Here is a 14,997-nt window from a genome sequence, read left to right as displayed (position 1 = left end):
CGCCTACAATGATTATGAATAACTTCCTCGAAAAAAGTAGCTAATAAATTTTGAAATCTTGTTTTAGTTCTGGTTTGTAAAATAAATTGAATAAACCTATCTAAAATTTTAAATACTTGTAAACACTTATTAACATGTCATTCATATGACTATTAACCAGATTTAATTATTTGTAATTTTGCATTATAAAATAAATACATCTCAATATGACAATTTCTATTGGTAACGATCATGCTGGTCCAGAATATAAACAAGCTATTGTAAAACATTTAGAAGCCAAAGGTTATACGATAACCAATTACGGTACCGATACTTTAGATAGTGTGGATTATCCAGATTTTGTACATCCTGTTGCAAGCGATGTTAATGATGCTAAAGTAGATTGTGGTATTCTTATTTGTGGTAGTGCTAATGGTGTTGCTATGACGGCCAATAAATATCAAAATGTTAGAGCTGGTGTATGTTGGACGAGTGAAATCACCGAATTAACCCGTCAGCATAATAATGCTAACATTATTTGTATTCCGGCACGTTTTACATCTGTACCACAAGCCATAAAAATGGTAGATGTTTTTTTAAATACAGAGTTTGAGGGTGGTCGTCACCAACGACGTGTCGATAAAATTCCACTGTCTTGTTAGAAATAACCGTAAAAGATTACGAACAATTAACCAAAAAAGAGCTCTACGATTTACTTCAATTACGAAGTGAAGTTTTTGTTGTTGAGCAAGACTGTGTCTATCAGGATATTGATGGTAAAGACCAAAAAGCTTTACATGTACTTGGTTATAGAGGTAGTAAATTAGCGGCTTATACAAGAATATTTGAGCCTGGAGGTTATTTTGACGAAGCTAGTATTGGTAGAGTAGTGGTAAGATCTCATGAACGTAAGTTTAAAAATGGTTATACCATTATGAATGCTTCAATAAAGGCTGTAAAAGACCATTATAATCAAACAAAAATTAGGATTTCAGCACAGACCTATTTAAAAAGCTTTTATAATAATCTAGGTTTTATTGAGGTAGGAGAGGAGTACCTCGAGGATGGTATTCCACATGTTAATATGATTAAATCTTAATTGGAGGCCTTAGGCTTTATAATTCGAGTCACCAATATTTCTACACGTCTATCTAATTCTGGCTCACCACCTAATGGAAATTTTCGCTTTTGGCCAACAAATTTCATACGGTAACGTTTTACGCCTTTGTCAGCTAAATAATCATAAACTGTCTTAGCTCTTGCTAAGGATAAATTACGTTTTTTGGTTTTCCGATCAATAGCATCTCTAGTCCCATAAGTACAACATACATGTCCCTCAATGGTAAAGTATATATCGGTTCGCTCTACAAGTATTTTTGCAATATTATCTAAAACAGCTTTTGATTCTTTGGTTAGATAGCTGTAACCTGTACGAAATAGAATATTTTCTAATTGAATTTTATCGCCTTCCTTAAGTTCTCCTTTTAGTAATTCTTCTGCACTTTCTTTTGCTGGTGGCTCTATTTTTTCGCGAGGTGGATCGTAAGGCTGCACTATAATTTCTACTTTACGATTGAGACCTCGTATTCTATAGAGGTCATTATCGTTGACTACATTAAGAAGAATTTCGCCTTTTCCATCAACATTGGTAATAACAGACTCGTCAAATTCATTATTAGAAAAGATTTCTTTAATAGCATCTGCACGTTGTTGTGATAGCACTAAATTATACGAATCACTACCTCTATCATCACAGAATCCATAGATGGATATTTTTTGAATATCCATGTTTTCAATTTCAGATAAAAACAAAAGAAGTCGACTTTCTTCCGTCTCTGGAATTTCAAACTCATCGGTTAAAAAATATACCTGGTGCTTAATCTCCTTTTGGGCGAAAGCAAGCTGAAAACCTAGATATATTATAATGAGTAGGGACTTCATTTTTGTTGAATTTTCTTATTACTTCAATAAGATTCTAGTATTATAAATATAGATAAATTTATTTTTTATCTCAAAATACTGGCGTACTGCTTAGGATTATTAAGCACGCTAAGTGCTTTTTTTATCTCAGGATTATTTGCCGTATAATAGGTATATAATCCTTCGCTATAAAAATAGCGTCTAATGATCTCGTCTGTTAATAACGACTTTAATTGCAGTTTATTACCATCAATAGCGTTGGTTTTATAGGCTTGCAATGTGGCAGACAGGTTGTTATACTCAGAATTTATAATACTTTCTAAACCTTCTTCTGTTGCAACAGATAAGGCGTCATTTAATGCTTCCTCAGTTTTAGTTTCAAAATTAAATCCTGTTGTTTTTAAGTAGTTTTTGAAAGATTTATAATCACTTTCCGATAGCTCAAAACCTTTTAAATCCTCTACATTGTTATTATAATAATAGTTTGTTGCAAAGTTGAAAACTAAATTTTCATTTAAAATAGCTTTGGTAATAGGTGTTTGTTTAGAGGATTCAACCTCTATATCTGGCTGTACACCTCCTCCATCAAAAACAGGTCGTCCATTTCTTGTTTTAAAGGCATTGTAGTTTTCCTTTTTAACACGAGTGGCTTTTCCGTTTTCGTCTCTATTCCAATAGTCCAAGGCTTGTATACAACGACCAGAAGGTGTGTAATATCGAGATATGGTGATCTTCATTTGTGTACCATAAGTTAAGGGTTTTGGTCGCTGAACTAATCCTTTACCAAAACTACGAGCTCCTACCACTACTGCTCTATCCATATCCTGAAGTGCACCTGAAACAATTTCACTTGCTGAAGCACTTCGGCCATCTATCAATACTACCAAAGGTATTTCTGTATCTACGGCATCGCGTTTAGTGTAATAGGTCTTGTTATATTTTTTAACCTTGGATTTTGTGGTTACCACCAATTGATCTTTTGGCACAAAAATATTGGTGACATTTACAGCTTCGTTTAATAAGCCGCCTGGATTTCCTCTTAAATCGAGAATAAGCTGAGTTGCTCCTTGATTTTTTAGTGCTCTTAAGGCACCGAGAGTTTCTGTAGAGGCCTTTTCGTTAAATTTTCTTAGAACGATATAACCTGTTTTATCGTCTACCATGGAATAATGAGGCACTGCTTTGATATCTAAGGATTCTCTTGTAATTTTTACAGTGTTGGTTTTACCCTGACGCTTATAAGTAATATTAACTTCGGTACCTGCAGCACCTTGAAGAAGATTTGCAGCGTCATCTTTAAAGTCAGAAACTACAACGTTATCCACTTTTATAATTTCATCGCCGGCTTTTAAACCAGCTTTATCAGCAGCATAGTTTTTGTAGGGTTCAATAATGACCAATTTATCTTCTAAGGTGAGTACTTTGGCACCTATGCCTGTGTAATCTCCAGCATTATTTATTCTAGATGCCTCAACATCTTGCTCATTGTAAAATTGCGTGTAAGGATCCAAATCGTTCAACATGCTTTTAATGGCGGTATCCATTAAATCACCTGGGTTGGTATCATCGACATAGTTCATGTTAAGTTCTTTGAACAACGTAGTGAATATCTCTATTTGTTTAGCAATTTCAAAGAAATCAGTTTTAAAAGCAGTTGTACTAAAGAAGATAGCAAGTGCTAAAACAAGTATTACTATTTTTTTATGGAGCAGTTTTTTCATTTTTAGAAGTTTTATCCAAGAATTTTTTGAACAACAATTTCATTTTGCCATTAAGTTCATCAAAAGTTGTTCCATCTTTGCTAAGGTATAAAATCATAAACGCATAAGGTGTTGAACTATTGTTAAAGTATACAGGCTTATTAAGCCTATATGCTTCTCTTAATAATCGTTTTAAGCTATTTCTAGCTACGGCTGTTTTATGAAGACGTTTGCTCACCGAAACTCCTGTTTTTAAGAGGGAACCATCACTAAATTCAGTTTCAAGATAAATAAGCCTTAATGGATAAACAGTAACGGCTTTGCCCTCATTAAAGAGCTGCTCTATATGCTTTTTACTTTTTAGTTTGTCTTTTTTCCCGTATTTAAAAGTCATTTGCTTAACGATGGGACAGGGTTAACTTAATATTTTGCGCTGAAGCGTCGCTTCTAAATCCACAATTTTACTTTCAAGTTCGTGTAAACGATCATAAATACCTATAGGTTCTGGTATTTGCATAGAGGCATACATCTTTACATCCCATAATTCTTCAATATCTTCAGCGTTTATGGTATAAGTAGGATAGTTACCGTCTTTGTTATCACTTTTTAGGATAAGTTTCTGGCGTTCTTCGATCTTGTTGATAACGCGTTTTAAAACTACGCCTTCAGTTTTACTCACAATAACATAAATACGACCGTCCCTTATATCTCTTAGATCTTCTACGAACTTTCCAAATACAAGGTCACCATCAAAAAACGTTCTAAACATAGAATTGCCTTTCACCTCAAAACAACGATATGTACCATTAGTAAGATAAGGCATATGAAACGAAGGAAGTGATTCTATATATTCAGGATCTCCATAACCATTTAAGTAGCCGGCTCTTGCCTGCACAGGTACGTAAACCACATTTTCATCTCCAGTTTCATTTACAGCGATGACCTTAGGCATTCCAGAATATGTTGGATTGTTAGGAACGTTAGCCCTTATCATTACTGAGCTTTTGCCAAATAAAAAAGCTGGGTTTATATCAAAAGTATCTATAATAGCAGTTAGAACATCATAACCAGGTTTTGTTTTTTTTCGAGTACCATCTTTTTGAGGACGACCATTAACAATGCTATCTATTGTAGTAGCGGTAACACCAATACGTTTAGAAAACGAAAAATTATTGAGGTGAAAATGATTAATGATTGCCGATATTTTTTCGTCGATACCCTCCATAAGTTGAAAATTTTGAATTAAAACGTTTTAAACTAAGCATAAAACAGGGTTAAATCTATGATGTAAAATTAAACATTTGTGGTATTTTTATTGAAAGATTCTTGGTATTTTATTCCACTTTTATCGGGAAATATTGTAACAATAGCTCACTCCAACATTTTACTAAACATTATAAAATTAGGGATTCTAATAATTCAATTTCTACCAATAAAAGAATAGTTTTACGTGTTATGGGGTTTATTTTAATAGTATTTAAAGGGGCGTATACAATTATTGGCTTTAGGCTTTGATTGTTTAGGTGATAAAAGTCATGTTTTAAGCTTTTAATTTAGAGTACCTTACATAGAATAATCAATACTTAGCTTTAATTATGGGACATTTAGATGTAAAACAACTTAAAAGCCCCAAAGATAAAGCATTATATATACATTACCTTATAAGAGATCTTGAGGCCTTAGATATGATGCTTAAAAACGATTTAATCGAAAAAGAACCTATAAGGATTGGTGCTGAACAGGAGTTTTGTGTCGCAACAGATTATTTTTTTCCCAACAATAATAACATCGAAGTTTTAGAAGCCATCAATGATGATCATTTTACTACTGAAATAGGACGATATAATCTAGAGATTAATTCGGATCCTTTGTTACTTAAAGGCAATTGCTTTTCATTATTACAACAACAGCTTAGGGAGCTACTTAAAAAAGCAGAGCATGGTGCTCAAACCAAGAACTCAAAAATTATATTAACGGGAATTCTACCTACTTTGAGATTAAAACACATTGCCGAAAACTATATGACAGACATGCCCAGATACCACGTGCTTAACAATGCCCTAAAAGCATCGCGGCGGCAGTGTTTTAACATCCATATCAAAGGGGTAGATGAATTAAGTCTAATTCATGATAATGTGATGTTGGAAGCGTGTAATACCAGCTTTCAGACACATTTGCAGATCCATCCAGATGAGTTTGTAGATAAGTATAATTGGGCACAAGCCATAGCCGGACCTGTTTTAAGTGTATGTACCAATTCGCCTGTATTATTTGGAAGAGAGCTGTGGGCAGAAACCAGAATTGCACTATTTACCCAAAGCATAGACACAAGAGCAAATTCATTCATTCATAAAGAAAAACAATCGCGCGTAAGCTTTGGTGCCAATTGGGAAAAAGGAACTGTTACCGATATTTTTAGAGATCATATTTCTAGATTTAGAAGTTTGTTAACGTCAGATGAGCATGACGATAGTATAGATAGGCTTCAACATGGTGAAATCCCAAAGCTTAATGCATTACAACTACATAATGGCACGGTTTATAAGTGGAATCGAGTATGCTATGGTGTAGGTGACGGAAAACCACATTTAAGGATTGAATGTCGCTATATTCCATCTGGGCCAACCTTAACAGATGAAATTGCCAACATGGTATTTTGGGTAGGTTTAATGTTGGGCCAACCAGAACATTATAAGGACATCCAAGAGAAAATGGATTTTAAGGACATAAAAAATAACTTCTTTAAGGCGGCCAGAAATGGTATGGAAACTCAATTTAGATGGAATAATAGATTAATTTCGGCAAAAGATATAATTTTGAACGAATTTCTTCCAATTGCAAAAAAAGGTTTAGAAGAAGCACATATAGATGCTGCTGATATTACAAAGTATCTTTCAATCATTGAGCGACGAGTAAAATCAAAAAACGGATCTCAATGGATGGTAGCCAATTATAGAAGACTTCAAAAAAATAAAACTAATTTTGAAGCGCTTCAAAATATAACCGCTTATATGTACAAACATCAATTTGGTAATAAAACCATAGATCAATGGGAGCAATTCAATCCTGAAGAAAATTTAAATTTGAATGTAAAACGTATAGTAAAACATAATATGAATACCAAAATACTGTTGGTAGATCAAAATGATAGTCTAGAATTGGTGAGCCATATTATGAAATGGAAAAACATTCACCATTTACCAGTCATAAACAAGAAAAAAGAACTTACTGGTTTGTTAACTTGGACAGATCTAATTAAGCTAGGAAACAGTGAGCTACATCTGCGGGTTAAAGATGTAATGACAAGAGATTTAATCACAATCTCACAAGAAGCGCTTTTAGAAGAAGCCAAGGATTTAATGGTATCCAATAACATAAATTGCCTCCCTGTCGTTAGAAATAGAGAATTACTAGGTATTTTAACTTCAAGAGATCTATAAATTATGCGAACAAGCCCAAGTAATCACATAAAACCTATGAGCAAACCGAACAGAGTTTTTCATCATATTAGAGGAAAAGAACCTGGAGCAACAATTGTTTTTTTTGCTGGTATACATGGTAATGAATTTGCAGGGGTTAATGCGCTAAATTCAATTCTATCAACACTAAATGAAGATCATATTTCTGGAGAAATCATAGGTGTTTATGGTAATATAAAGGCACTTAAGAAGAACAAACGTTTTATTGATTTGGATTTAAATCGTGTCTGGACTTCAAAGTATTTAGATCAATTAAAGAATGATGAAAACCCAAAAAATGAACTATCAGAACAAAAAGATTTATTCAAGTTCTTAGAAGGATTATTGGCATCAACTGACCAACCCATTTACTTTATAGATTTACACACCACATCTAGCAAAACATTGCCTTTTATTACGATTAATGACGCTATGATAAATCGAAAGTTCTCGGCATGTTTTGGTATCCCGGTTGTTTTAGGGATTGAGGAATATTTAGAAGGTCCACTTTTAAGCTATCTTAATACGCTAGGTTATGTGTCATTAGGTTTTGAATCTGGTCAGCATGTAGATCCTCAAGCTATTAATAACTGTGAAGCTTTTATTTATCTGGCTTTGTATTACTCCGGAAATTTAAAGCATCCAGACCCTAAAAGCTTTCAATTATATAAAAATCGTTTAAAAAAAGCCTCTAAGCAGATTAACTCAGTTTTTGAAGTTATACACAAGCATCATATAGAGCCAAATGAGGACTTTAAAATGAAAGCTGGGTTTGTAAGTTTTCAATCTGTAGAGAAAGATACGTTACTAGCGACTTCAAACGGCAATCCAGTTTATTCTAATTTTTCTGCAAAGTTGTTTATGCCATTGTATCAAAAATCGGGAAAAGATGGTTTTTTCATTATTAGACGCATTCCAAAATTCTTTTTGAAGCTTTCCGAATTACTCAGAAAAGTAAAAGCAGATCATTTATTAACATTGCTTCCAGGAATTACATGGTACAATAAATCAGATGGTGTTTTAAAGGCTAATCTTACTATAGCGCGCTTTTTAACAAAGTCGATTTTCCATTTGTTTGGATACAGAAATAAACAAATAGACCAAACACACCTATTACTTTATAATAGAGAACGTGTTGCCAGAAAGACCATGTATAAAAATGAAAAGTGGTATTAAAAAGCCAGCTTTTACTATCTTAAAAGGTTTAACTATTGCGTCAATGTATTATTGTCGCGATCAACGTCTGCCATCATTTGAGATGGATCGATCTCAACAGATTTAACCGTTTTATTAGCGCTAAATGTGTAAGTAGGCATTGCCCATGCCCAATCATTAATTATTGTTGCGGACGTGGGTTTCTCTCCCCGCATCATCTGCAACGGGATATAAAAGTCTTCCGTTGAACCATCAGTATATGTTACCTTTAGATCTATGGGCATAGGCATTAAATCGATACGCTCCAGCGTAATTACATTCCCTTCTATGGACTTAACACCATAATTTATAGTGTTAGTTGTTTGTGCAAAATCAATCAAATACCAATCGAGTTCAAAATCAGTAATACGCTCAGCAGTTCTTATAAAGTCCATTGGTTTAGGGTGCTTAAAAGAAAAGTCTTCAAAATATTTTTTTATGGTTTTCTTTAAATTGTCTTCACCAATGACGTATCCTAATTGAGCCATAAAGACCTCCCCTTTACTATAAGCTGCTGCCCCATAAGCTCCATTGTATTCATAACGATCGGCATGAGTGGTTAAGGCTTGCTCATAACCAGAATTTGCTAATCCAATATAGCTCATATAAGATCTCGAATGCGGATTTTTAAGTTTTTTCTCCTTTAATTTATTTTCGCCCAAATTGGATATGTAAACGGTAAAGCCCTCGTCCATCCATTCGTGCTTGGCCTCATTTGTAGCTAAAACAAATTGAAACCAAGAATGGGCCATTTCGTGTGCAGTAACGCCCAATAAACTTCCATAATTGCGTTGCCCTGTGACTAAGGTACACATAGCGTATTCCATACCACCATCTCCACCTTGAATGACCGAGTATTGTTCGTATGGGTATTGGCCAATGTTTTCACTAAAGTAAGCCATTAACTTCGCTGTATCGGGCTGTAACTTTTTCCAATTTTCCAGATATTCTGGATCAAGTGTTTTTTTGTAATAGAAATGCAGCTTAGGGCCATTAGGCATTTCATAAGTATCATGAATAAAGTCAGGATCTGCTGCCCAAGAAAAGTCATGCACCCTAGGCGCTTTATAGTGTAATGTTTTCTTACCTGCTTTTACTTTAGGTTCTCCTTGTAGATAACCCGAACCACCGACAACATAATCCTTATCGATAGTTAATTTTACATCAAAATCGCCCCAAACACCATAAAATTCCTTTCCAATATATGGATCTGCGTGCCAACCTTCATCGTCATACTCTGCTAGTTTTGGATACCATTGCGTCATAGACAGCGCCACACCTTCTTTATTATTTCTGCCCGAACGACGAATCTGAACAGGTACCTGAGCATCAAAGTCCATATCAAAGGTTACTTGTTCGCCTGGTTGAATAGGTCGATTTAATTGAACTTCAAGAACAGTTCCTACGGTTTCATGCAAAACAACCTTGCCATTTTGCTTTAGTGAATTCACTTTTATATAACCGATTTCATTTGGTTTAAGTTTACTGATTCGGTCTTCTACTCTTGGATCTGGATCTTGAATGGTCCGAGAGCGTACGTCCATTTCACTACCTGGCTGAAAGGCATTAAAATATAAATGGTAGTATACACGGTTCAATACATCTGGTGAATTATTGGTATATACAAGCTTTTGTTTCCCTTTATATCGATATGTATTTACATCCATATCAATTTCCATAGAATAACTCACATGTTGTTGCCAATAACCATATACCGAATTAGGAATAGGCATATTGTTTGTTTGGCTAGATGTTTCTGTAGCACCACATGAATAGATAAGAGCCATACCTAAAAGGCTCAAAATTTTTTTTCTCATAGTATTTATTTTTCTGATCCCAATTGTTTCAAAATAAGCATGAAACGAAACGCTTATCGAATTTTCGAAGCCATGATCAATGCATTGTAAGCGTTGGCAATTCTACCGGATTTAGACAAGTCAGCAAAAGGTTTAACGTTTGAAGCATCTCCGGCAACCACCACTTTTGTAGTTAAAGGTAAACCAGAATCTAAAATCACTTGCTTAACTTGAGCCGCTGTTAGTTTAGGATACTGAGAACGTATTAAAGCAGCGATTCCTGCAACACCAGGAGCAGCCATAGAAGTACCGTCGTTAAAATCGTATTCATTTTCTGGCATGGTTGAATAAATTGCAGAGCCTGGGGCAAAAATATCTACATTCTTTTTTCCGTAGTTAGAGAAACCAGAGACCATTTTAGAACCATATTTTTGAGCTAAAGAACCTACTCTAATGTATGTATCAGAAACTTCAACAAAATCAACATTATCGTCAGGGAAATTAGGTTCTACATCAACATCATTACTATCATTTCCAGCAGCATGAACAAAGACGACATCATTATCTGAAGCATACTTTATGGCATCCCTTACCCAAGCACTATGTGGAGAAAAAGATTTTCCAAAACTTCCATTAATTACCTTTGCACCGTTGTCTACGGCATAGCGTATAGCCAAAGCTACGTCCTTATCGTATTCATCTCCATTAGGAACAACGCGCAAAGCCATAATTTCTACATTATTGGCTACGCCGTTAACACCTTTACCGTTGTTTCGTTCTGCGGCAATAATACCTGCTACATGTGTGCCATGCGCTTCAGATTTTTTTACATGCTTAACATTCCCATTCCCATAATCTGTATCTGATAGATCATTAATATTATCAGACATTTTTCTTCCAGAGAAATCTATATTGAGATTGTAATTAAGGCGGTCATTAATGTCCTCTTGAAGCGTTTTAATTTCCTTTACAGCCTCGGCCATAGACAAACCATTGGAACTACTATTAATGCTATTTGCTATTTGAACAGCTTGTTGCACATTTTGTTCTTGAGATTCTATTTTATTGACCTCTTCAATAGTGTACTCTTCTTTACCAAGTTGTTTTTTTAAGGTTTCGTGTGCATTATTTATGGCCTGGGCGATTTGATCGTATTGCGTTTTTGTTTGTGTCCATTTTTGAACCTGTTCATCGTGTAGCTTTTGAGCTTCCGCATATCTTGGGTTAGACGTTTCTTTATTTGCTAGCAATCGAACATATTCCAGTTGCTCGTTATAAGAATCACCAAGAAAATTCCAACCATGAATATCATCTACATAACCATTTTTGTCATCATCCTTACCGTTGTTTGGCACTTCTTTTTTGTTAGTCCAAATAACATCATCTAAATCCTCGTGGTCAATATCAATACCAGAATCTATAACGGCTACTATAACCTTTTTCCCTTTTTTTCCCTTTATAATCTCTTGGTAAGCTCTATCTACGGCCATACCAGGAATAGTATCTCTTTCTAGATCCAAATGGCCCCAATTTTTCTTTTCAGCTTCAGTTAAATCTGTCACTTTCAAAGGTGACGTATCTATATTTTCAATGGGTGTAGATATAATATCTGCTGTACCTCCGCAACCAAAAAGCAGTACTGCCGAAACATATAAATACGCTAAGGCTTTAGGGTTAATTTTCATATAGTTCATGTTTAATTTTTAATTGAATATGTCTTTACAAGTATAAATTTCATTGAGCCGAACCCCTTTTTCGGTATGTTTTACCGAAATAATCTCATGATGTGCGTCGTGCTCTAAAAAAAGATAAAAACCTTGGTCGGCAGCCATATTTAAAAACACCTCTTTTTCGTCTAATGTTAATAATGGCCTGGTGTCATAACCCATAACAAAAGGTAATGGTAAATGACCCATTGTTGGCAACAAATCTGCCATGAAGCAAATTGTTTTTCCTTTATAATTAATCATCGGAATCATTTGCTTATCTGTGTGCCCATCGGCAAAAAAGATATCAAATCCGAGTTGAGAATCTTTTAAAATTCTGTCGTCGGGAAGTGAAGTAAACTTTAGTTGCCCACTGTCTTCCATAGGCAATATGTTTTCTTTTAAAAATGACGCTTTTTCTCGTCTATTAGGTTGTGTCGCCCATTGCCAATGCCCAGTGTTGCTCCAAAAGTGTGCATTCTTAAAAGCAGGCTCGTAGCCTGTTTTGTCCTTATTCCATTGTATGCTGCCACCACAATGATCAAAGTGTAGATGCGTCATAAACACATCAGTAATATCATCTCTGTGGAAACCATATTTAGCCAATGATTTGTCAATTGTATCATCTCCCCAAAGGAAATAGTATCCATAAAACTTATCGCTTTGCTTGTTGCCCATTCCAGTATCAACAAGTATTAATCGATTTCCATCTTCAATGAGCAAGCAGCGTGCCGCGATATCAATCATATTATTATTGTCAGCAGGATTTGTGCGTTGCCACAAAGATTTGGGCACCACACCGAACATGGCGCCACCATCTAGTTTAAAGTTTCCAGCATTTATAGGGTATAGTTGCATAATCGCGCAATTTACCAAATTAGCTTGTAATACATCATAATCTTGTGATTTTATTAGGATTTTTAGGGTTGTAAAAAAAGAGCTATTTTCGAAATGATTTTAAAAACTGAATCATGGTTGAATTAGCTGGTATTATAATTCTTGGAATTTTAGCACAATGGGTGGCTTGGAAATTTAAAATTCCAGCAATTTTACCTTTAATCTTAATAGGTTTACTTGTAGGTCCTATAGCAGCAGAGTTTTTAAATGAAGATGGGTCCAAATGGATAGAGCCTATTTGGAACGGTAAGAAAGGATTATTCCCAGGTGAAGGTCTATTCTACTTTGTGTCTCTTGCCATTAGTATTATACTTTTTGAAGGTGGGCTTACATTGAAACGCAGTGAAATTAGGAATGTCGGTCCAGTAATTACTAAATTGATTACTGTTGGTGCTGCGGTCACTTTTTTCGGAGCTGCCGTTTTAGCCCGTTATCTATTTAAGCTGAGTTGGGACTTATGTTTTTTGTTTTCAGGATTAATAATCGTTACAGGGCCTACGGTTATTACTCCGATATTAAGAAATATACCCTTAAAGCGTGATGTATCTGCAGTATTAAAGTGGGAAGGTATTCTCATTGACCCCATAGGCGCTTTAGTGGCGGTTTTAGTGTTTGAGTTTATTTCTGTTGGAGGTGAAGCTGGTTTCACAAAAACGGCACTCATCGAATTTGGAAAAATCGTATTATTCGGAACCACCTTCGGTTTCACTTTCGCCCACGCCTTGGTATTTGCTATAAATAAAAAGTTTATTCCGCATTATTTATTAAATGTGGTGTCGTTGTCTGTTGTTCTTTTAGTGTTTGTTGAATCGGAAATTTTTGCTCATGAATCTGGCCTCCTAGCCGTTGTGGTTATGGGAATGGTTATAGGAAATAGTAAGCTCGACAATATTAAGGAACTCCTCTATTTTAAGGAATCATTGAGTGTATTGCTCATTTCCATTCTTTTTATATTACTGGCAGCAAACATTAATTATCAGGATTTAATGTTACTGTATCGTTGGGAAACATTAGCGTTGTTTTTAGCGGTTGTAATAATCATAAGGCCACTGGCAGTTTTTTTGAGTGCACAAGGCTCAAAGCTCAAAGTGAACGAAAAAATGTTTATCAGTTGGGTTGGTCCACGAGGTATCGTGGCGGCAGGTATAGCTTCACTCTTTGGAAGTAAGCTCATGGCCGAGGATGTAGCTGGTGCCGAATACATAACACCTTTAGTATTTATGATTGTACTGGGAACGGTACTGTTAAATGCAACCACAGCACGTTTATTTGCTAAAATCTCAGGTGTATTCTTAACAAAGTCTGAGGGCATTTTAATTATTGGAGCTTCTAGAGTATCGCGTTTAGTTGCGCAATACTTAATAGACAACGGAAGACATGTTGTTTTGGTTGATAGCAACCAGAATAATGTTAATGAAGCTGAGAAAATGGGTATAGAAGCTCATACAGAAAACATCTATTCGGACACCATGAAGGACAATATTGAGTTTAGCGATATTGGGTATTTGTTGGCCTTAACAGGTAATGCAGATATCAATCGCTATGCCGTTGAAAAATTTGGTGCCCAATTTGGTGAAAACGGGTCTTTTAGGCTAGCGTCTAAAGCCGAATTGGAAAATGGCTCTATTTCCCCAGAAGATGGGGTTTTCACATTATCGGACGATTTTAATAACCTTATGCAGGTTTCGGAGAGTTATCCGGATATAAGAGAAGTACCCGTAAAGAATTTAGAATCATATAACCAAAATCTAGAAAGTATAAAGTCGAATAAAGATCAAATTCCATTATTTCTTAAAACAAGCAAAGATGTGATACACATTATTCCATCTTTAGATGATGATGTAGAAAAAGAAATTGATACCAAAAGTAAATTAGTGTATCTAGGAAAGAAAATAGAAATATAAAAATGATTTTTTCTCGATTGATAGATATTTTAAATCATTACTGTTTTATCAAGACGATATCATGCATTTGCCAAGGAATGGATGGGTCAGGCAGATCTCCTTCAAGGGGATCTGCTCCAGTAACATAAGTCATTACTATGTTTATTTTTATAGCTGCTTGGCCATTAACTGTTCTTTTATGTACAATTAAATTTCCCCAATGTTTATCTGAATTAGGGTCGTCTATGGATAAATTAATATACTTTTCACTATCAATGCAATCATCAACAGGTAAATATTGACAATCATCAAATATTAGATTACCGTCAATACTTGCAGAAATACCCAGATTAGGGTTATTTGCATCGGTAAGTGTGTTTACTATTTCCACACCATTTTCTATATACTGGTAACCGCCAACCATAGTGTCCTCATAATAGTCGCCATTAAAGTATTGTACACTT

Annotated in this window: 13 protein-coding genes; 5 read left to right on the top strand and 8 right to left on the bottom strand. The window is 35.0% G+C overall.

Annotated elements, in window-relative coordinates; translation table 11 throughout:
• Positions 1-206 precede the first annotated feature (206 nt).
• Complete coding sequence (gene rpiB, locus Q0972_RS05720) at positions 207-641, top strand: ribose 5-phosphate isomerase B (RefSeq protein WP_299363662.1); 435 nt, start codon at positions 207-209, stop codon at positions 639-641.
• Entirely contained in the window at positions 635-1,078 is a 444-nt protein-coding gene (locus Q0972_RS05715; RefSeq protein ID WP_299363660.1) for a GNAT family N-acetyltransferase, read from the top strand. Before rpiB ends, Q0972_RS05715 begins: the two co-directional genes overlap by 7 nt.
• Here Q0972_RS05715 and Q0972_RS05710 read toward each other — a convergent pair.
• The 4 genes from Q0972_RS05710 to Q0972_RS05695 all read right to left on the bottom strand — a co-directional run bounded on the left by Q0972_RS05710 (position 1,075) and on the right by Q0972_RS05695 (position 4,824).
• Positions 1,075-1,920 (bottom strand): OmpA family protein, encoded by an 846-nt coding sequence (locus Q0972_RS05710; RefSeq protein WP_299363659.1) that lies wholly within the window; start codon positions 1,918-1,920, stop codon positions 1,075-1,077. The two genes, Q0972_RS05715 and Q0972_RS05710, sit on opposite strands and share 4 nt — an antisense overlap.
• 65 nt (positions 1,921-1,985) lie before the next feature.
• On the bottom strand, positions 1,986-3,620 hold the full coding sequence (locus Q0972_RS05705) for a S41 family peptidase (RefSeq protein WP_299363658.1): 1,635 nt from the start codon (positions 3,618-3,620) through the stop codon (positions 1,986-1,988).
• Entirely contained in the window at positions 3,601-3,993 is a 393-nt protein-coding gene (locus tag Q0972_RS05700; RefSeq protein ID WP_299363657.1) for a ribonuclease P protein component, read from the bottom strand. The genes Q0972_RS05705 and Q0972_RS05700 overlap by 20 nt, the downstream gene beginning before the upstream one ends.
• 21 nt (positions 3,994-4,014) lie before the next feature.
• Entirely contained in the window at positions 4,015-4,824 is an 810-nt protein-coding gene (locus Q0972_RS05695; RefSeq protein WP_299363655.1) for a S24 family peptidase, read from the bottom strand.
• 370 nt (positions 4,825-5,194) lie between these two features.
• Here Q0972_RS05695 and Q0972_RS05690 point away from each other — a divergent pair, with 370 nt between their 5' ends.
• Together Q0972_RS05690 and Q0972_RS05685 are read left to right on the top strand one after the other, a co-directional pair.
• Complete coding sequence (locus tag Q0972_RS05690; protein ID WP_299363653.1) at positions 5,195-7,039, top strand: CBS domain-containing protein; 1,845 nt, start codon at positions 5,195-5,197, stop codon at positions 7,037-7,039.
• A 36-nt stretch (positions 7,040-7,075) separates the two neighbouring features.
• Entirely contained in the window at positions 7,076-8,233 is a 1,158-nt protein-coding gene (locus Q0972_RS05685) for a succinylglutamate desuccinylase/aspartoacylase family protein (RefSeq protein ID WP_299363652.1), read from the top strand.
• Positions 8,234-8,265: 32 nt separating this feature from the next.
• On the opposite strand, the gene Q0972_RS05680 is transcribed toward Q0972_RS05685, so the two are convergent.
• The 3 genes from Q0972_RS05680 to Q0972_RS05670 are packed head-to-tail and all read right to left on the bottom strand — an operon-like array spanning position 8,266 to position 12,611.
• On the bottom strand, positions 8,266-10,068 hold the full coding sequence (locus Q0972_RS05680) for a M1 family metallopeptidase (RefSeq protein ID WP_299363651.1): 1,803 nt from the start codon (positions 10,066-10,068) through the stop codon (positions 8,266-8,268).
• A 53-nt stretch (positions 10,069-10,121) separates the two neighbouring features.
• Positions 10,122-11,732: a S8 family peptidase gene (locus tag Q0972_RS05675; RefSeq protein WP_299363649.1), complete on the bottom strand. Its 1,611-nt coding sequence runs from the start codon at positions 11,730-11,732 to the stop codon at positions 10,122-10,124.
• An 18-nt stretch (positions 11,733-11,750) separates the two neighbouring features.
• Positions 11,751-12,611: an MBL fold metallo-hydrolase gene (locus tag Q0972_RS05670; protein WP_299363648.1), complete on the bottom strand. Its 861-nt coding sequence runs from the start codon at positions 12,609-12,611 to the stop codon at positions 11,751-11,753.
• A gap of 113 nt (positions 12,612-12,724) precedes the next feature.
• Here Q0972_RS05670 and Q0972_RS05665 point away from each other — a divergent pair, with 113 nt between their 5' ends.
• Positions 12,725-14,554 (top strand): sodium:proton antiporter, encoded by a 1,830-nt coding sequence (locus Q0972_RS05665; RefSeq protein ID WP_299363646.1) that lies wholly within the window; start codon positions 12,725-12,727, stop codon positions 14,552-14,554.
• 37 nt (positions 14,555-14,591) lie between these two features.
• On the opposite strand, the gene Q0972_RS05660 is transcribed toward Q0972_RS05665, so the two are convergent.
• Positions 14,592-14,997 (bottom strand): DUF6705 family protein (locus Q0972_RS05660; protein WP_299363644.1); only part of this gene is annotated, 406 nt, incomplete at its 5' end.

The organism is Winogradskyella sp., from assembly GCF_028282165.1.
Classification (GTDB): domain Bacteria; phylum Bacteroidota; class Bacteroidia; order Flavobacteriales; family Flavobacteriaceae; genus Winogradskyella.
The sequence above is the reverse complement of the archived record's forward strand: the minus strand, read 5'-3'. Positions and strand labels throughout refer to the sequence as shown.